Source organism: Bradyrhizobium brasilense, from assembly GCF_029714345.1.
Taxonomy (GTDB): Bacteria; Pseudomonadota; Alphaproteobacteria; order Rhizobiales; family Xanthobacteraceae; genus Bradyrhizobium; species Bradyrhizobium australafricanum.
The window spans coordinates 5,762,800-5,780,810 of the sequence record NZ_CP121669.1; the positions used below are offsets into that span (position 1 = coordinate 5,762,800).

General features: G+C 65.6%; 15 protein-coding genes. 6 read left to right on the forward strand and 9 right to left on the reverse strand.

Annotated elements, in window-relative coordinates:
* Nucleotides 1–6: 6 nt before the first annotated feature.
* From tkt to QA635_RS27195, 3 genes are read right to left on the reverse strand one after another with little or no spacing between them, the layout of a single operon-like run.
* Nucleotides 7–2,028 carry a transketolase gene (gene tkt / locus QA635_RS27185; protein WP_283062447.1) on the reverse strand — a complete coding sequence of 674 codons (2,022 nt, stop codon included), beginning with the start codon at nt 2,026–2,028 and terminating at the stop codon, nt 7–9.
* The gene (locus QA635_RS27190; protein WP_092080122.1) at nt 2,025–2,900 is read right to left on the reverse strand and encodes a phosphoribulokinase; all 876 of its coding nucleotides are present in this window, start codon (nt 2,898–2,900) and stop codon (nt 2,025–2,027) included. Before QA635_RS27190 ends, tkt begins: the two co-directional genes overlap by 4 nt.
* Nucleotides 2,901–2,910: 10 nt before the next feature.
* Entirely contained in the window at nt 2,911–3,930 is a 1,020-nt protein-coding gene (locus tag QA635_RS27195) for a class 1 fructose-bisphosphatase (RefSeq protein WP_283071831.1), read from the reverse strand.
* A 167-nt stretch (nt 3,931–4,097) separates the two neighbouring features.
* Here QA635_RS27195 and QA635_RS27200 point away from each other — a divergent pair, with 167 nt between their 5' ends.
* Together QA635_RS27200 and QA635_RS27205 are read left to right on the forward strand one after the other, a co-directional pair.
* Complete coding sequence (locus tag QA635_RS27200; protein WP_028331483.1) at nt 4,098–5,024, forward strand: LysR family transcriptional regulator; 927 nt, start codon at nt 4,098–4,100, stop codon at nt 5,022–5,024.
* 208 nt (nt 5,025–5,232) lie between these two features.
* Nucleotides 5,233–6,879, forward strand: a complete 1,647-nt coding sequence (locus tag QA635_RS27205) for an ATP-binding protein (RefSeq protein ID WP_283062451.1) — start codon at nt 5,233–5,235, stop codon at nt 6,877–6,879.
* Nucleotides 6,880–6,888: 9 nt separating this feature from the next.
* On the opposite strand, the gene QA635_RS27210 is transcribed toward QA635_RS27205, so the two are convergent.
* Complete coding sequence (locus QA635_RS27210; protein WP_283062453.1) at nt 6,889–7,593, reverse strand: TetR/AcrR family transcriptional regulator; 705 nt, start codon at nt 7,591–7,593, stop codon at nt 6,889–6,891.
* Between the two features lie 155 nt (nt 7,594–7,748).
* Here QA635_RS27210 and QA635_RS27215 point away from each other — a divergent pair, with 155 nt between their 5' ends.
* Both QA635_RS27215 and QA635_RS27220 read left to right on the forward strand, forming a co-directional pair.
* Nucleotides 7,749–8,933 carry an HlyD family secretion protein gene (locus QA635_RS27215; RefSeq protein WP_283062455.1) on the forward strand — a complete coding sequence of 395 codons (1,185 nt, stop codon included), beginning with the start codon at nt 7,749–7,751 and terminating at the stop codon, nt 8,931–8,933.
* A gap of 8 nt (nt 8,934–8,941) precedes the next feature.
* The gene (locus QA635_RS27220) at nt 8,942–10,555 is read left to right on the forward strand and encodes a DHA2 family efflux MFS transporter permease subunit (protein ID WP_425249054.1); all 1,614 of its coding nucleotides are present in this window, start codon (nt 8,942–8,944) and stop codon (nt 10,553–10,555) included.
* A gap of 45 nt (nt 10,556–10,600) precedes the next feature.
* Here the strand turns inward: QA635_RS27220 and QA635_RS27225 are convergent, their stop codons facing one another.
* The 3 genes from QA635_RS27225 to QA635_RS27235 form a co-directional block, all read right to left on the reverse strand.
* On the reverse strand, nt 10,601–12,244 hold the full coding sequence (locus QA635_RS27225; RefSeq protein WP_283062457.1) for a benzoate-CoA ligase family protein: 1,644 nt from the start codon (nt 12,242–12,244) through the stop codon (nt 10,601–10,603).
* A gap of 158 nt (nt 12,245–12,402) precedes the next feature.
* The gene (locus tag QA635_RS27230) at nt 12,403–13,218 is read right to left on the reverse strand and encodes an alpha/beta hydrolase (RefSeq protein WP_283062459.1); all 816 of its coding nucleotides are present in this window, start codon (nt 13,216–13,218) and stop codon (nt 12,403–12,405) included.
* A gap of 3 nt (nt 13,219–13,221) precedes the next feature.
* Nucleotides 13,222–13,716, reverse strand: a complete 495-nt coding sequence (locus QA635_RS27235) for a MarR family winged helix-turn-helix transcriptional regulator (protein WP_016845834.1) — start codon at nt 13,714–13,716, stop codon at nt 13,222–13,224.
* A 282-nt stretch (nt 13,717–13,998) separates the two neighbouring features.
* Here QA635_RS27235 and QA635_RS27240 point away from each other — a divergent pair, with 282 nt between their 5' ends.
* On the forward strand, nt 13,999–15,165 hold the full coding sequence (locus QA635_RS27240) for an ABC transporter substrate-binding protein (protein ID WP_283062461.1): 1,167 nt from the start codon (nt 13,999–14,001) through the stop codon (nt 15,163–15,165).
* Nucleotides 15,166–15,246: 81 nt separating this feature from the next.
* Nucleotides 15,247–15,699 (forward strand): cupin domain-containing protein, encoded by a 453-nt coding sequence (locus QA635_RS27245; protein WP_028345203.1) that lies wholly within the window; start codon nt 15,247–15,249, stop codon nt 15,697–15,699.
* Nucleotides 15,700–16,063: 364 nt separating this feature from the next.
* Here QA635_RS27245 and QA635_RS27250 read toward each other — a convergent pair whose 3' ends face one another.
* Nucleotides 16,064–17,305: a flavin-dependent oxidoreductase gene (locus QA635_RS27250; protein ID WP_283062463.1), complete on the reverse strand. Its 1,242-nt coding sequence runs from the start codon at nt 17,303–17,305 to the stop codon at nt 16,064–16,066.
* A 309-nt stretch (nt 17,306–17,614) separates the two neighbouring features.
* Complete coding sequence (locus QA635_RS27255) at nt 17,615–18,010, reverse strand: RidA family protein (RefSeq protein ID WP_283062465.1); 396 nt, start codon at nt 18,008–18,010, stop codon at nt 17,615–17,617.
* Nucleotide 18,011 lies beyond the last annotated feature (1 nt).

Here is an 18,011-nt window from a genome sequence, read left to right on the forward strand (position 1 = left end):
CTCCTTTCAATTCGCTCGTTGAATGAGCTGTCTTGCTGCAGCAGCGATTGCCGCGGGCGTGATGCCGAATTCGCGGTAGAGCACGTCGGCCGGCGCGGAGGCGCCGAAGCCGGTCATGCCGACGAACGCACCGTCGTCGCCGACCCAGCGCGCCCAGTCGCCCTCGACCGCAGCCTCCACGCCGACGCGCGGGGCGCTGCCCAGCACCTGGGCGCGATAGTCGCTCGGCTGCTGGCGGAACAGGTCGAAGCACGGGGCCGAGACGACCGCGGCCTGTACCCCGTCTTCCGCCAGCAGCTTTGCGGCTTCGAGCGCGATCGCCACCTCCGAACCCGTTGCAATCAGGGTGACGTCACGCGCGAAGGCCGGCTCGACGAGAACGTAGGCGCCGAGCGCGACCTGGTTGTCCTTGCTGCCGTCGCGAACCGTCGGCAGCGCCTGCCGCGACAGGCAGAGGATCGACGGCGAGGTCTCCGCCTTCAGCGCGCAGTCCCACGCTTCCGCGGTCTCGACCGCATCGGCCGGGCGGAACACCAGGACGTTCGGGATTGCGCGCAGCGCGGCCAGATGCTCGACCGGCTGATGGGTCGGCCCGTCTTCGCCGAGCCCGATCGAGTCATGGGTCATCACATGGACGACGCGGATCCCCATCAGCGCCGCAAGGCGGATCGCCGGCCGGCTGTAATCGGCAAAGCTGAGGAAGGTGCCGCCATAGGGAATGAACCCGCCGTGCAGGGCGATGCCGTTCATCGCCGCGGCCATGCCGTGTTCGCGGATGCCGTAGTGGATATAGCTGCCGTCGAGCGTTTCCGGCCGCACCGAAACCTGCGACTTCGCCAGAGTCAGATTGGAGTGCGTGAGGTCGGCCGAGCCGCCCAGCAAATTGGGCAACGCCTCCGCGATCACGTCGATGACCTGCTGCGAAGCCTGTCGCGTGGCGAGCTTCGGCCGCTCGGTCGCGAACCGCTCCACCAACTTTGCCATCGCCTCGGCATAGGCGCAGGGCAATTTCCGGTTCAGCGCATCGTGGAACGGAGACCGCTCGGCCCTGTCGCCCTTGCAGGCGTTGCGCGAACGCTCGATCCAGGCCCGCCGCGCGTCGCGGCCCCGGCCGCCGCGCTCGCGCCACTCCGCCAGCACCACATCGGGGATTTCGAATGCCGGAAACGGCCAGCGCAGCGCGGCACGGGTCTTCGCCACCTCATCGGCACCGAGCGGCGCGCCATGCACCTTTTCGCTGCCCTGCCGGTTCGGCGCGCCGAACCCGATCACCGTCCGGCAGGCGATCAACGACGGACGATCGCTTGATCGCGCCTGCCTGATCGCCGCGGTAATCGCCTGCGGATCGTGGCCGTCGACGCGGTTGACGTTCCAGCCGCTGGCCTTGAACCGCGCCGTCTGGTCGTCCGAGCAGGACAGCGAGGTGGCGCCGTCGATCGAGATATGATTGTCGTCGAACAGCACGATCAAGCGGTTCAGCCGCAAATGGCCGGCCAGCGAGATCGCCTCATGGCTGATGCCTTCCATCAGGCAGCCATCGCCGGCGATCACATAGGTGTAGTGGTCGACGAGGTCGTCGCCGAAGCGGGCGTTCATCAGCCGCTCGGCAAGCGCCATTCCGACCGCGGTCGCAACCCCCTGCCCGAGCGGCCCGGTCGTGGTCTCGACACCCGGGGTGTGGCCGTACTCGGGATGGCCCGGGGTCTTCGATCCCCACTGCCGGAACGCCTTGAGCTGGTCGAGCGTCATGCTCTCGTAGCCTGTGAGGTAAAGCAGCGCGTAGAGCAGCATCGAGCCGTGACCGGCCGACAGCACGAAGCGGTCGCGGTCGGGCCACGCCGGATCGGCCGGGTCGAACTTCAGGAAGTCCGTGAACAGCACGGTCGCGACATCGGCCATGCCCATCGGCATGCCGGGGTGGCCGGATTTCGCCTGCTCGACCGCGTCGACGGCGAGGAAGCGGATGGCGTTGGCCATCTCGTCGTGGCTGATTTCGGGGCGGCTGGCTACGGACGCAAGTGCGGTCATATCGTTCGCCTCTTTCGTTCGATCAGTTGCAGGATCAGCGGGGTCAGGATGAGCTGCATCGCGAGGTCGAGCTTGGCGCCGTGCACCACGATCGAATTGGCGCGCGACATGAAGCTGTTCGGGATCATCGAGAGCAGATAGGGGAAGTCGATGCCGCGCGGGTTCTTCAAGCGGATCACGACCATCGATTCATCCGGCGTGGGGATCCAGCGCGCGATGAACGGGTTCGACGTATCGACGGTCGGCACGCGCTGGAAGTTGATGTCGGTTTCGGTGAATTGCGGACAGATGTAATTCACGTAGTCCGGCATGCGGCGCAGGATGGTGTCGGTCACCGCCTCGGTGGAGTAGCCGCGATGGCTGCGGTCGCGATGCAGCTTCTGGATCCATTCGAGGTTGATGACCGGCACGACGCCGATCTTGAGGTCGGCATGCTGCGCGACATTCACCTTGTCGGTGACCACGGCGCCGTGCAGGCCCTCGTAGAACAGGAGGTCGGAATTCTCCGGCAGCGCCTCCCATGCGGTGAAGGTGCCGGGCTTGGCGCCGTAGAGCCGCGCCTCCTCCTCGTCGTGCACATAGTGCCGCGTGGTTCCGGTGCCGGTCTCGGCATAGTCGCTGAACAGCTTCTCCAGCTCCTGGAACAAATTGGTCTCGGGGCTGAAATGGCTGAAGTGCTTGTTGCCGCGCTCGGCTCTCTCCGCCATCAGGCTGCGCATCTCGGCGCGGTCGTAGCGGTGGAACGCGTCGCCCTCGATATAGGCGGCGACCACGTTCTCGCGGCGGAAGATGTTCTCGAAGGTCTTCTTCACCGAGGTGGTGCCGGCCCCGGAGGAGCCGGTGATCGAGATGATGGGATGCCGACGTGACATGCGGTCCTCCTCAGCGGAACAGGCCGCGCCGCGCGAACAGCGGGGCATCGCTGCTTTCGAACAACGGCTCGACGGTCAGGTGGATCGCATCGACGTCGCGCACGGCGCGCGCCGATCCCATGATCAGCGGCACACGCTGATGCGGCGTGCGTGCCGACAGTTCGAGAATGCGCGACCGGCCGTTTGACGCCGCGCCGCCCGCCCATTCCATGATCAGTGCGATGGGATGCGCCTCGTACAGCAGACGCAACCGACCTTCGCGGTAGCCCTGGCGCGCATCCGCCGGATACAGGAACACGCCGCCGCGCATCAGGATGCGGTAGGCTTCAGCGACCAGCGAGCCGATCCAGCGCATGTTGAAGTCCTGCCCGCGCTCGCCGTTCACGCCGGCGAGGCACTCGTCGATGTAGCTGCGCACCGGGCCGCTCCAGTGCCGCCGGTTCGAGGCATTGATGGCGAATTCCGACGCATCCTGCGGCACGCGCAGATCGCGCGCGGTCAGGACGAACTCGCCGGTTCGCGGGTCGAGCGTGAAGCAGTCGACGCACTGGTCGAGCGCCAGCACCAGCACGGTCTGTGGACCGTAGATGAAACAGCCGGCGGCACATTGCGCCGTGCCGGGCTCGAAGAAGGTCGAGATGACGTCGTTTCCCTTCGGCCGGATCGAGAAGATCGTGCCGATCGAGATGTTGTTTTCGAGATTGGCTGATCCATCGAGCGGATCGATCGCGACACAGAGCGGCGCGTCGGGATCGAGCGTCTCGGGCAGTTCGACCTCCTCCGACAGCACTGCGGCGACCGGCGCGGTGCGCAGCGCGTTCCGCATCAGATCGTCGGCGACGATGTCGATGGTCTTCTGGCGATCGCCGTCGGGATTGACGCCGCCGCTCTCGCCGCCGACTCCGGCGAGCGGCCCGGCGGCAATGATGCGCGAGAGCTCGATCGCGGCACGGGCAAGGGCTTCGACGACGACAACGGTCGCGGCGCGCAACGGGTTGTGCTGCGCGGGCCACTCCAGATGGGCATGCAATGCTGGACGAATCTCCACCGGCCTCTCCCTATGATCGCGCCCTCTGTCCCGAGGCTTCGAGAGGCGACCTCAGGGGAGTCGCCTTCGCCCTATCAACGCGCGAATTGCCCAATTAGGGAAATTTTATTATCTTTGGTCCGGGCAAAGTATTTCTTATGGAGCTTGTCATGGCCGGCAACTTCTCGCGGGATCTCACCATCCGCCAGCTGCGCGCACTGTCGACCTTGCACGAGGCCGGATCGATCACGTCGGCCGCCAACCGGTTGAACCTGACGCAGCCCGCGGTGACGCTGCAGCTGCGCAACCTGCAGGCGCTCGCAGGGTTGCCGCTGATCCAGCGCACCGGCGACGGCATGGCGCTGACGGATGCCGGCGCGCATGTGCTGACGCTGGTCGAGCGGATCGAGGCGGCGCTGAAGGATTGCGAGCAGTCGCTCGACATGATCGCCGGCCGCAGCGGCGGCCGCGTCGCGATGGGCGCGGTCTCTACCGCGAAATATTTTGTGCCGTTTGCGATCGCGGCGTTCTCGCGCCGCTTCCCCAAGATCGAGGTCACGCTCAGGATCGGCAACCGCGAGGAGATTCGCGACGCGCTGCGCGGCTATGATCTCGACATCGCGGTGATGGGCCGGCCGCCGGCCGACGTCGAGGTCGAGATGAAGCCGCTCGGCCGGCATCCGCACTTCATCGTCGCCGCGCCCGATCATCGGCTGGCGCGGCGGCGGCACGTCGCCCCGTCGGAGCTCGCCAACGAAACCTTCATCACTCGCGAGCAAGGATCGGGGACGCGGATGCTGATGCAGCAATATTTCGAGCGGGTCGGGCTGGAGCCGAAACTCGGCATGGCGATGGACAGCAACGAGACCATCAAGCAGGCTGTCATGGCCGGGCTCGGCATCGCCTTCATCTCCCAGCACACGGTGTTCCACGAGCTGGAGGACGGCCGGCTGGTGGTGCTCAAGGTGAAGGGCCTGCCGATCGTCCGGCAGTGGCACGCGATCAGGCGCGCCGACAAGATCCTGCTGCCGCCCGCGCAGGCCATGCTGGATTTCCTCGGCAAGGAGGGCTGGCGCTATCTGCCGAATTCAAACTAACGCCCGGGCGACGTCGCAACGCCCGATCGAGCCAGAAAATCGAGGTGGTGCCGTATGTTAGGCATTGAAGTTCCGCGAAACGCATGTCACATCTTGACTGCGGTCACCCGGCGGACCGCACCCTGCGAGGGAGGTTGAACTGCAGAACCAGTCCCCGCCGACGCCCGACTTCAAGGCGTTATTCGAGGCGGCGCCCGGCCTTTATCTGGTGCTGACGCAGCCCGACTTCCGCATCGTGGCAGTGAGCGACGCCTATCTGCGCGCCACCAAGACCGAGCGCGCCGCGATCCTCGGGCGCGGGCTGTTCGAGGTGTTTCCCGACAATCCGGACGATCCGACCGCCGACGGCGTGCGGAACCTGCGCGCCTCGCTCGAGCGCGTGGTCCAGTTCCGCCGGCCCGACACCATGACGGTGCAGAAATACGATATCCGCAAGCCGGAGTCGGAGGGCGGCGGCTTCGAGGAACGCTACTGGAGCCCGCGCAATACGCCGGTGTTGGGGCCGAACGGGCAGTTCACCTACATCATCCATCGGGTCGAAGACGTCACCGGCTTCATCCAGCTGAAGCAGCGCGGCGCCGAGCAGGACCAACTGACCGACCGGCTGCGCGAGCGCACCGAGCAGATGGAAGCGGAAATCTTCATGCGCGCCCGCGAAGTCGAGGCCGCCCGCGAACAGCTCGAGGCCGAGCAGAAGCTGCGCCAGGTGCAGAAGATGGAGGCCGTCGGGCACCTCACCGGCGGCATCGCCCACGACTTCAACAATATCCTGACCGTCATCACCGGCCTGATCGACATCCTCGCCGAAGCCGTCGAGCACGATGCCGCGCTATCGTCGGTCACCAAGATGATCAGCGACGCGGCGTTTCGCGGCGCCGAAGTGACCAAGCACCTGCTGGCCTTCTCGCGGCAGCAGCCGCTGCAGCCGCGTGAAGCCAACCTCAACACCCTGGTGCAGGACACCGCGCGGCTGCTGCGGCCCTCGCTCGGCGAGCAGATCGAGATCGATACCGCGCTCGAGCCCGATGCCTGGCCGGCCTTCATCGATCCGAACCATATGGCGACCGCGCTGCTCAATCTCGCGGTCAACGCCCGCGATGCGATGCCCGATGGCGGCAAGCTGATGCTGGAGACCAGCAACGTCATCCTCGACGAGGTTTATGCCGTCGCCAACCCCGATGTGCGGGCGGGTGAATATGTGATGGTCGCGGTCAGCGACACCGGCGGGGGCATCCCGGCGGGGATCCGCGACAAGGTGTTCGAGCCGTTCTTCACGACCAAGGACACCGGCAAGGGCACCGGGCTCGGGCTCAGCATGGTGTACGGCTTCATCAAGCAGTCCAACGGACACCTCAAGATCTATTCCGAAGAGGGCCACGGCACCTCGATCAAGCTCTATCTGCCGCGCAGCAGCGGCGACATGATCGACGTCGAGCCGCCTCCTCCGGTCGACACGCGCGGCGGCAATGAATCCATCCTGGTCGTCGAGGACGATCCGCTGGTGCGCAATTACGTCAGCGCCCAGCTCGAGCAGCTCGGCTACCGCACCATGGTCACCGCCAACGGCCCGGAAGCATTGGCTGCGGTCGACAAGGGATTCGTCTGCGACGTGTTGTTCACCGACGTCATCATGTCCGGCGGCATGAACGGCCGGCAGGTCGCCGATGCCGTGATCGCCAAACTGCCCTCGGTGCGCGTGCTCTTCACCTCCGGCTACACCGAGGACGCGATCATCCACCACGGCCGTCTCGACCCGGATGTAACGCTGCTGCCGAAGCCCTACCGCAAATCCGATCTCGCGCGGATGATCCGGCAGGTGCTGGCCCAGCCGCCGGCGGCGGCAATGGGCAAGTGAGGCGGGGCGTCACGCCTCTCCGTTCTGCTTCTTGATCTGGTCGGCCGGCACGGCGCATCCGGACAGGAACAGTGCCGCGCAGGCCTTGGCGCGGGCCTCGATCTGCGCCCGCGACGGCGGCGGCCTGTGGCCGTACATCACGTCGCGTTGCGGCTGGAAGACGAGCATGCCGAGCAGCATGCCCGCAGCAGCCTGCGCGTCGTCCACCGCGATCCGCCCCCGCCGCTGCTGCACGCCGAGCCACGCAGCGAGCGCGCCAAGGGTCCGCTGCATCGCCTTCTCGTAGAACATCTCGGCAATGTCGGGGAATTTGTCGCTGTCGGCCAGGATGATGCGCTGGAGCGCGATGACCTCGGCATCGAGTATCAGCTCGCCACAGCTCGAGAGCGCCGCCTCCAGTGCCGCCGCGATATCGCGGCCGTCGCAGGCGCCGAGATTTACGGCGGATATGAATCGGTCCATCCGTTCCGTCACCGTGCCCTCGAACAGCGCCAGCTTGGTCGGGATCAGCCGATAGAGTGTCTTGGTGGAGACGCCGGCGCGGCAGGCCACGTCGGCGATGTTGGCCGCGGCGAAGCCGCGCTCGGAGAACTCGCGCCGCGCGGCGTCATAGATCAGCGCACGCGTCTCGTCGTCGGAACGCAGCTGCGGCCGCCCGCGGCCGCGCCGCGCCGGTGCGCTTTGCTCAGTCTGATCCTTGTCATTCCGGTTCATCCGCGAGCCATGCTTTTAAATGATGCCTGTCATTCTATTGACACTCCCAATATGGGCTTTATTTTGGAAAACATCAAGTTTCCTAATTAATCCCGCGGGCATCGGCCGAAATTGGCACGATTTTCCAACAGGATAGACGGATCAGGAGCGCCGCCATGAGCCAGCATGAGACATCATTCAAGGCCGAGAGCCAGGTTCCGGCCGAGACCGCCAGGCAATTGATCGCACATCCGGAGGTCGCCAGGCCGGCCGCCGGCAAGGGCAGGCTTCGTCGCCTGCTGCTGGCCGGCGCGGCGCTCGCCGTGCTCGCGGGCGGAGCCTGGTACGGCTGGGACTACTGGACGGTCGGCCGCTTCCAGGTCTCGACCGACGACGCCTATGTGAAGGCCGATAACACGACGATCGCACCAAAAGTCTCCGGCTATCTCAGCGCGGTGCTGGTCGGCGACAATGAGCATGTGCGCGCCGGCCAGATGCTGGCGCGGATCGACGATCGCGATTTCAGGGTCGCGCTGGATCAGGCCAAGGCCGACGTCGCGGCCGCCGAGGCCGCGATCGCCAGCAAGCATGCGCAGCTCGATGTGCAGCAGTCGGTGATCGAAGCGGCACGCGCGACGCTCGCCGTGGACACCGCGACGCAGACCTTCGCCGAGCAGGAGAACAAGCGCTACACCGACCTCGCCGGCACCGGCTTCGGCAGCGTGCAGAACGCGCAGCAGGCGCAGTCGCGCTACGCCAGCGCACAGGCCGCCATCGCCCGCGATACCGCGAACCTCGCCTCCGCGCTCCGTCAGGTGGAGTTGCTCAAGGCCGACATTGCCCAGGCGGTCGCGGCGCAGGCGCGCGCGACCGCGCTCCAGCATCAGGCCGAGTTGAACCTCGGCTACACCACCATATCAGCCCCGATCGACGGCGTGGTCGGCAACCGCACCCTGCGCACCGGCCAGTTCGTCCAGGCCGGCACCCAGCTGATGTCGCTGGTGCCGGCGACCGGCGCCTATGTGATCGCGAACTACAAGGAGACGCAGCTCACCAATGTCCGCAAGGGTCAGCCGGTCGAGATCGCGGTCGACATGTTCCCGGGACAAGTGGTGCGCGGCCATGTCGACAGTCTCGCGCCCGCCAGCGGCCAGGAGTTCGCGCTGCTGCCGCCTGACAATGCGACCGGCAACTTCACCAAGGTGGTGCAGCGCATTCCGGTGAAGATTGCGCTCGATGCGACGGCGGTCGAATTGCGGCCCGGCATGTCGGTCATCCCAACCATCGCAACCTTGTCGCAACCTGGCGAGGCGCCGCGCTCCAGCGCCTCTCCCAAGCTCGCTGTCGCCTCATTCAAATAGGTGATGTCATGTCCGATCTCGCGCTCTCCTCCCCTTCTGCTGCGCCCCGCGCGGCAGCTGTAGCGGCCGATCCCAACCGCGCCAGCATGGCGGTCTGGATTTCCATCGTCGCCGCCATGATCGGCGCCTTCATGGCGATCCTCAACATCCAGATCACCAACGCCTCGCTGCTCAACATCGAGGGCGGCATCGGAACCGGCGTCGACAACGGCTCCTGGATCTCGACCTCCTATCTGATCGGCGAGATCGTGGTGATCCCGCTGACCGACTATCTCAGCCGGGTGTTTTCCTTCCGCAAGATCATCATCGGCTTCGCCACCCTGTTCGCGATCTTCTCGGTCGCCTGTGCCTTCACCCACGACCTGCCCTCGATGATCGCGATGCGCGGCCTGCAGGGCTTCTTCGGCGGCGTGCTGATCCCGATGGCCTTCACGCTGGTTTTCACCAAGCTGCCGAAGGCCCAGCAGCCGGTCGGCCTTGCCATGTTCGCGCTCGCCGTGACCTTCGCCCCGGCGATCGGACCGACCATCGGCGGCTACCTCACCGAGAATTACGGCTGGCAGACCATCTTCTTCGTCAACGTGATCCCGACCGCGGTGATGGTCATCACCCTCTATTTCACGCTGGAACGCCAGCCGATGCAGCTGCATCTGCTCCGTGAGGGCGACTGGCTCGGCATCGCCACGATGGCGATCGGCCTGTCGTCGCTGCAGGCCGTGCTCGAGGAAGGCAACAAGAACGACTGGTTCGGCTCGCCCTTCATCGTCAAGCTCGCGGTGATCGCCGCCGTCAGCCTCACTCTGTTCGTCTGGATCGAGCTCGTCGTCGAGAAGCCGCTGATCCGGCTGCGCCTCCTGACCCAGCGCAGCTTCGGCTTCGGCACCATCTCGGCGGTGTTCGTCGGCTTTGCGCTGTTCGGCTCGGTGTACCTGCTGCCGGCCTATCTCGGCCAGGTGCAGCGCTACAACGCCGAGCAGATCGGCCAGGTGCTGGCCTGGACCGGCCTGCCGCAGCTGATCCTGATCCCGCTGGTGCCGAAGCTGATGCAACGTTTCGATCCGCGCTTCATCGCCTTCACCGGCATGATCCTGTTCGCGGTCTCCTCCTTCATGAACATCGCGATGTCGCTCGACTACTCCGGCGACCAGTTCTTCGTCCCGAACATCGTCCGCGCGATCGGCCAGGCGATCATGCTGGCGCCGCTGTCGGCGGTCAGCCTCGGCAGCGTCGCGCCGCAGGATGCCGCGGCGGCCTCCGGCATCTCCAACATGATGCGCAACCTCGGCGGCGCGATCGGCACGGCGCTGCTCGCCACCATCGTCACCAAGCGCGAGCAATTCCACTCCAACATCATCGGCCAGTCGGTCGACCTCGGCCGCGAGGAAGTGCGCACCCGGATCGCCGAGGTCACCAACTACTTCCTCAGCCACGGCATCTCCGATCCGGCGACCGCGCATCACCAGGCGATCGTGGCGCTCGGCAATATCGTGAAGCGCCAGGCCCTGGTGCTTGGTTTCAGCGACACCTTTGCCGTGATCGGCATCGTGCTGGTGTTCGCCGCGATCGCGATCCTCTTGACCGGCAAGCCGAAGAATGCGGCCGGCAGCGGCGCGGCGCATTGATCTGTCGGGCGGCGGCCGCGGGCCGTCGCCCTCCCCTTTTACTTGTCAGCTTGCCTCGCGCAGCTTGAAGCGCTGAATCTTCCCGGTCTGGGTCTTCGGCAGCGCCTCGACGAAGGCGATCGCGCGGGGATATTTATACGGCGCGATCGTCGCCTTGACGTGATCCTGCAGCAGCTTGACCTCGACCTCGTCGCAGCGCGCGCCCTGCTTCAGCACGATGAACGCCGAGACGATCTGTCCCCGCTCCTCGTCGGGTGCGCCGATCACGGCGCACTCCGCGACATCGGGATGGCCGAGCAGCGCGGCCTCGACCTCGGGACCGGCGATGTTGTAGCCCGCCGAGATGATCATGTCGTCGGCCCGCGCCACGAAGGACAGTCGGCCGTTCTCGTCGCTGACGAAGGCATCGCCGGTGATGTTCCAGCCGTCGCGGACATATTTGGTTTGCCTCGCGTCCGCGAGATAGCGGCAGCCGGTCGGGCCGCGCACCGCCAGCTTGCCGACCTGGCCCGCCGGCAGTTCGTTCATGTCTTCGTCGACGATTTTGGCCTCGTATCCCGAGACTGGCGTGCCCGTAGTGCCGCCGACGGCGCTGCCGGTGCGGTTGGTGATGAAGATGTGCAGCAGCTCAGTGCTGCCGATGCCGTCGAGGATCGGCTTGCCGGTCTTCCTGGTCCAGCTCTCGAACACCGGCGCCGGCAGCGTCTCGCCGGCCGAGACGGCGAGCCGCAGCGACGACAGATCGGCGCCCTTGTCCATCGCGGCCATCATCGCCCGATAGGCGGTCGGCGCGGTGAAGCAGATCGTCGCCTTGTAGGTTTCGATGATCCGGATCATCTCGCTCGGCGCCGCGTTCTCCAGCAGCGTCGCGGTGGCGCCGAAGCGCAGCGGGAAGATCGCGAGCCCGCCAAGGCCGAACGTGAACGCAAGCGGCGGTGAGCCGACGAACACATCGTCCGGCGTTACCTTGAGCACCTCCTTCGCATAACCATCGGCAACGATCAGGAGATCGCGGTGGAAGTGCATGGTCGCCTTGGGCTCGCCCGTCGTGCCCGACGTGAAGCCCAGCAGCGCGACGTCGTCGCGGCCGGTCTTCACCGCATCGAACTTGACCGGCTTGTTCAGCGCGATCCGGTCGAGCTCGGCGTCGTGGTTCTGCGTGCCGTCGAAATTGACGACCTGCTTGAGGAATTTGCTGGTCTTGGCGCAGGCCACCAGTTCATCCGCGATGCGGCTGTCGGTTAGCGCCAGCGAGATCTCGGCCTTGTCGACGATCTTGGCCAGTTCGCCGGCGCGCAGCATCGGCATGGTGTTGACGACGACGGCACCGGCCTTGGTCGCAGCGAGCCAGGCCGCGACCAGCGCCGGGTTGTTGCCCGAGCGGATCAGCACGCGATTGCCGGGCTTGACGCCGTAATTCTCCACCAGCGCGTGCGCCAGGCGGTTCGACCAATCGGTCAATTCCTTGTAGGTGCGCTGACGGCCATTGCCGATCAACGCGATGCGATCGCCCATCCCCTGCTCGACGATGCGGTCGGTCAGTTCGACCGCGGCGTTGAGATAGTCGGGATATCTGAATTCAGGCCGGTCGAGCAGCAGTTGCGGCCATTGCGCTGATGGCGGCAGGTTACGCCGCGCGAAATCGTCGACATGCCCGGATGGGCCGAGCCCGGGAAATTCACCTGACATTCGATTGCCCCTCGCTTTCCATCTAGAAAGGCCAAGACCAACGTCGAGAAAGAACAAGGACGCCCGGCAGCGTTCCAATCGCCAATCATTTTATACTTAAAATAATTCGGCGCAAGCGTGGAAATCGCGCGGCAATCGCCGACCGATCCTTCAGAACCTCAGATTTGCGTAAGCTGCCTCAGCCGCGCGACCATCGCCGAGCCCGGGTCGGCGAGCGGCGCGATCGCGGTGAAATGATTGGCGTCGGGCACAACGCCGAACCGCGTTGCAACGCCCGCTTTGCTCCAGACATCGACGATGGTCCGGCTCTGCCGGTGATATTCCGCGCTCTCGGCGCCGCCGACGACGGCATCGAGCGTCGCGCCCGCAGGCGGCGTCCAGGACAGCGGGCTCGCCGCCCTCGCTGCGGCGCGGTCGAGGCCAAGCGCCTTGTTGATGGAGGTGCCGACCAATGGCTCAAGCTCGAACAGGCCGGAGATCGCGTAAGCAGCCCTGACCAGGTCGTTCGGCAGCGACGCATCATAGGCCGGCCAATCGGTCGCGAGCATGCATGCGGCAAGATGTCCGCCTGCGGAGTGTCCCGACACGACCAGCGGCCGGCCGAGCTTGGCCAGTTCGCGGCACGCCGCACGCATCTCGCCGATGATGTCGCCGACCGTGACATTGGGACAGAGATCGTAGCTCGGCACCGCGACGCTGATGCCGTGGCCGTTGAGCCCTCGCGCGCAGTGGCTCGATGACGAGCCGTCGAGCGCCTGCCAGTAGCCGCCATGGATGAAGACCACGAGCGGGCCGTCACGATCGCCTTCGAACAGGTCGATGACGTTGCGGCTGCCCGGACCATAGGTCAGCCGCCGCGGCGGATGCTGCTCGCGATAGGCCGCGGAGTCCCTCGCCCAGCCGGCCATCAGCGCCGGATTTTCCGGCACCCGCGCCCGGTTGTTGTATTCGACCTCGTAATCGACCTCGGTCACGGCTTAAGCGCTCCTCGCCTTGGCGGAGCGCTGCGCCGAGCCCTTGGCTTTGGCGAGCAGCCGCATCAGTTCGCGGATATCCTTCGGCGAGAGATCGCCGAAGATATCCGCGATCCACTTCTCGTGCTCGGCGGCCATCTTGCGGAATTCGGCGCGGCCGAGCTTTGTGAGCCGGATGAACTGCACGCGGCGGTCCGTCTCCGAGGTGCGGCGGTCGAGATGGCCTGATTCAACCAGGCGCTCGACCAGCCCGGTGACGTTGCCGTTGGATACCATCATCCGCTTCGACAGGTCCGACAGCGTCATGCCGTCAGACACCTTGTCGAGTTGGGCCATCAGATCGAAGCGCGGCAGCGTGACGTCGAACTTCTCGCGCAGCCGGCTGCGCACCTCGCCTTCGATCAGCGTGGTGCAGGTCAAGAGGCGCAGCCACAGCCTGAGCTCGGTGCCGTGATCGTCGGGCAGTTCGACGGCTTTGGTTTCGGAATCGAGGATCATGCGGCGATCGTGCCTCCGCGGCGGGTTCCGGTCGGACCAATTGCTTTGAGCTTCAAGCAATTCGCGGCGCCCCGCAAGGACAATTGCGAATCGTGCCTGATCCGTCTGGGCAATCCTGCAATTTCTTTAAACTTCAAGCAATTGGCGCGGCGCTTGCATGGGCTGCGCCTGCATGATGCGCGACGATCGCCCTGACGCGATGCCACATCGCTTGCGGCGATTGCACGCGTCAGACTAAGCTGCGGCCAATTGGCTGAAGCAAAGCAGTGGTCGGGGAGAGACATGAAACAATTGACGAAGCTCGCGGGATTGGCGGCGCTGCTGGGTGTCGCGGTCACCCCGGCGGCCGCGCAGGAGAAGATCAAGATCGGCGTGCTGGTCACGACCTCCGGCCCCGCCGCGGCGCTCGGCCAGCAGGTCCGCGACGGCTTTGCGCTCGCGATCAAGGACCTCGGCGGCAAGATGGCCGGCCGCGATGTCGAGATCGTCAACGCCGACGACGAACTGAAGCCCGACGGCGCGGTGGTCAAGGTGCGCGGCCTGCTCGAGCGCGACAAGGTCGATTTCGTGGTCGGCCCGATCTTCTCCAACATCCTGCAGGCGATCCATCGCCCGGTCACCGACAGCAAGACCTTCCTGATCAGCCCGAACGCAGGCCCCTCCAGCTACGCCGGCAAGGAGTGCAACCCGTTCTTCTATGTGACGTCGTATCAGAACGACCAGGTGCACGAGATCCTCGGCAAGGTGTCGCAGGACCGCGGCTACAAGCGCGTCTACCTGCTGGTGCCGAACTATCAGGCCGGTCGCGACTCCGTCGCCGGCTTCAAGCTCGACTACAAGGGCGAGATCGTCGAGGAATCCTACACGCCGCTGAACACGCTGGATTTCCAGCCCGAATTGTCCAAGATCGCCGCGCTGAAGCCGGACGCGCTGTTCACCTTCATGCCGGGCGGCATGGGCGTTAATCTCGTGAAGCAGTACAAGCAGGCCGGCGCCACCGTGCCGGTGCTCTCCGCCTTCACCGTCGACGAATCCACCCTGCCCGCGCAGCAGGACGCAGCGGTCGGCATGTTCGGCGGGGCGAACTGGGCCCCGAACCTCGACAATCCCCAGAGCAAGAAGTTCGTCGCCGCCTATGAGGCGGCCTACAACGGCGTGCCCGGCACCTACGCCATGCAGGCCTATGACGCCGCGCTGTTGATCGACAGCGCGGTCAAGGCCACAAAGGGCGACCTCTCCAACAAGGACGCGGTCGCGGCGGCGCTGAAAAAGGCCGACTTCACCTCGCTGCGCGGTAACTTCAAGTTCAGCAACAACGGTTATCCGATCCAGGATTTCTACCTCACCAAGGTCGCGAAGCGGCCGGACGGCAAATTCCAGACCGAGATCGTCGAGAAGGTGTTTTCGAATTATGGCGATCGCTACGCCAAGGACTGCGCGGCAAAGTAAGGCACTCAAAGCGTTTTCGAGCGAAGTGGGTATCGGTTCGCGTGAAGAAGACGCGTCAAATGGAGATCAAGAGACATGACGATGAAAGACGAGATCGCCGGCATCACCCGCGCCAATGAAGGCATCCAGGGCATTTCCTGGAGCATCCTCGGCCAGACCTACGTGCCGAAGAGCCGCACCGAGCATTCGTTCTCCTGGCACGCCACCTTCCCGCCGGGCACCTTCGTTCCTCCGCATATCCACCCCGACCAGGACGAGTACCTCTACATCCTCGAGGGCAAGCTCGACTTCATGCTCGACGGCGCCGACGAATCCGCAACTCCTGGCGATCTGGTGCGCCTGCCGATGGGCAAGCCGCACGGCATCTTCAACAAGTCGCAGCAGGCGGCCAAGACGCTGTTCTGGGTGTCGCCGACGCGGAGGCTCTACGACCTGTTCTGGGCGATCCACAACATGAAGGAGCAGAATCCGGATGACGTGGTGCGGCTCGCCGCCGAGCACAACATCCACTTCCTGCCGCCGCCTCCGGCGTAGCGTCGGCACCGGCCTCTTCCGTCATCCTGAGGAGCGGCCACTTGGCCGCGTCTCGAAGGATGCACGGCCCCGCTGGTGGCCGTCGCCCCTTCGAGACGGCCGCGTTGCGGCCTCCTCCAGCGACAAAGGCGAAGCCTTTGCGCGGGGGTGACGATGTGAGAATTGTAGCGAGCGGCCTCCGCACGCCGTCGTCCTGGCGAAAGCCAGGACCCATAACCACCGAATTCGATTGAAAGTGCGATAGTGGCCCCAACGTCGCACAACAACAAACGGTTGGGGTAATGGGTCCTGGCTTTCGCCAGGACGACGCTGAGTACATTCACATTCTCTCGGGGTAACGGATCGACAGATCGGACGTTGTCTCCTACTGCCGCGCCACCACGCGCGCGGCAAAGCCGGCCTTGGCGGCATAGCCGCGGACGATCGCCTCGCGCGCCTCGTAATTGAGGATGGTGTCGACGTCGGTAAAGCCCTGCGGCGCGAGCTGTTCGACGGCGTCGATCACGCCCTCCGGCCCGCCGCGGCGGTTGGAGGCCACGATGTCGGCGGTCATCGGCAGCCGCTGCCGCTCATAGGCCGCCAGCGCCTGCCGCGGATGCTCCGATCGCGCCAGCATGTCCGCCAGGCAGCGCGCATCGAGAATGGCTTGAGAAGCGCCGTTCGAGCCGACCGGATACATCGGATGGGCGGCATCGCCGAGCAGCGTGACGCGGCCGCTCGACCAATACGGCAAGGGATCGCGGTCGCAGCACGGATACTCCCAGAACTCCGGCGTCGCGTTGATCAGGCCGGTAAAGTCGACCTGCGGGATCGTGAAGCTCGTGACATAGGGCATCATCTCGTCGCGCCGGCCGAGATTGGACCAGCCCTCGCGGCGCGGCGGCGGCGAGGTGCCGTCGCCGATCCGCACCAGCACCGCCCAGTTGGTGAGGCGGCTTGCCGGGCTCGAGCCCGGCGCGATCGGATAGATCACGGCCTTGGCGTTCAGGCCGCCGGCGATGATCATCGAGCGTCCGGTCAGGAACGCCGGCCAATCGGTGGCGCCGCGCCACAGCATCAGGCCGTTCCAGCACGGCCCGCCCTCGTCCGGAAACAGCGTCTGCCGCACTTTTGAGTGGATGCCGTCGGCGCCGATCAGGATGTCGCCGCGCGCGGTGTGCACGTGGGCGCCGCTGCGATCGAAGAAATAGGCCGAGACGCCACCCTCATCCTGGGTGAAGGAGCCGAGCCGGCAGCCGGTGTGGATCGCATCCGCGCCGAGCCGATCGATCACGGCCTGATGAATCACGCTTTGCAGGCGGCCGCGATGGATCGAGAATTGCGGCACGTCGTGGCCGGCATCGAGCCCGCGCTTCTCGTGCCAGACCTGCTGGCCATGTCGCGTCAGATAGAACAGCTCATAGGTGCGGATCGCCACCTCGTCGAGCTTGTCGAGCAAACCAAGCCCCGCCAACTCGCGGATCGCATGCGGCAGCGTGTTGATGCCGACGCCGAGTTCGCGGATCGTCTCGGACTGCTCGTACAGCTCGCAACTGATGCCGCGCGAGCGCAGCATCAGCGCAGTGGTGAGGCCCCCGATTCCGCCTCCGACGATAATCGCCTTCATCGTCCTCACCTCCACTCAAACACAGGACGTTTTTACGCTTTGGCCTAGGGTCGCACGCCCGCTCGCCCGGCCGCAAGCGGGTTTGCGGCCTTGGCCGCTAGCTGACCCGTGCTGGTTCGGCTTAGGATTAACATTCGCTCAGCGCATTTCCTCGTTCCCCGTCACCCTGAGGAGCGCGGAACGCGCGTCTCGAAGGGTCGACGGCCACTAGCCGGGCCGTGCATCCTTCGAGACGCGCTACGCGCTCCTCCAGCGACAATGGCGGAGCCATTGCGCGGGGATGACGGGGTTGGCGGAACTGCGTCACCCTCACTCCGGCACCACCGCAATCGCCTGGATTTCCACCTTGGCGCGGTCCTCGATCAGGCCGGCAACCTGAATCGCGGTCATCGCCGGAAAGCGCCGGCCAATGATGTCGCGATAGACCGTGCCGATCTCCTTGAGCCGCGCGGAATATTCCTTGCGGTCGAGCAAGTACCAGGTCATCGACACGATGTGCTCCGGCCCGGCGCCGCCGGCGGCGGCGACCGCGACGATGTTGCGCAAGGTCTGGCCGATCTGCGCCACGAGATCGTCGGTCTCGAACACGCATTGTCCGTTCCAGCCGATCTGGCCCGCGATGAAGAGCTGTTTGCCGCGCGCGGCCATGCCGTTGGCGTAGCCGATCGGCTTGGCCCATCCTTGGGGTTGCAGGATCTCGATCATC

What these genes read in the sequence shown, in the direction of transcription:
- tkt (WP_283062447.1), bottom strand. Translation starts at nt 2,028, where the DNA reads ATGACCGCACTTGCGTCCGTAGCCAGCCGCCCCGAAATCAGCCACGAC.
- QA635_RS27255 (WP_283062465.1), bottom strand. Translation starts at nt 18,010, where the DNA reads ATGATCGAGATCCTGCAACCCCAAGGATGGGCCAAGCCGATCGGCTAC.
- QA635_RS27225 (WP_283062457.1), bottom strand. Translation starts at nt 12,244, where the DNA reads ATGTCAGGTGAATTTCCCGGGCTCGGCCCATCCGGGCATGTCGACGAT.
- QA635_RS27240 (WP_283062461.1), top strand. Translation starts at nt 13,999, where the DNA reads ATGAAACAATTGACGAAGCTCGCGGGATTGGCGGCGCTGCTGGGTGTC.
- QA635_RS27235 (WP_016845834.1), bottom strand. Translation starts at nt 13,716, where the DNA reads ATGATCCTCGATTCCGAAACCAAAGCCGTCGAACTGCCCGACGATCAC.
- QA635_RS27210 (WP_283062453.1), bottom strand. Translation starts at nt 7,593, where the DNA reads ATGAACCGGAATGACAAGGATCAGACTGAGCAAAGCGCACCGGCGCGG.
- QA635_RS27250 (WP_283062463.1), bottom strand. Translation starts at nt 17,305, where the DNA reads ATGAAGGCGATTATCGTCGGAGGCGGAATCGGGGGCCTCACCACTGCG.
- QA635_RS27245 (WP_028345203.1), top strand. Translation starts at nt 15,247, where the DNA reads ATGAAAGACGAGATCGCCGGCATCACCCGCGCCAATGAAGGCATCCAG.
- QA635_RS27215 (WP_283062455.1), top strand. Translation starts at nt 7,749, where the DNA reads ATGAGCCAGCATGAGACATCATTCAAGGCCGAGAGCCAGGTTCCGGCC.
- QA635_RS27200 (WP_028331483.1), top strand. Translation starts at nt 4,098, where the DNA reads ATGGCCGGCAACTTCTCGCGGGATCTCACCATCCGCCAGCTGCGCGCA.
- QA635_RS27220 (WP_425249054.1), top strand. Translation starts at nt 8,942, where the DNA reads ATGTCCGATCTCGCGCTCTCCTCCCCTTCTGCTGCGCCCCGCGCGGCA.
- QA635_RS27190 (WP_092080122.1), bottom strand. Translation starts at nt 2,900, where the DNA reads ATGTCACGTCGGCATCCCATCATCTCGATCACCGGCTCCTCCGGGGCC.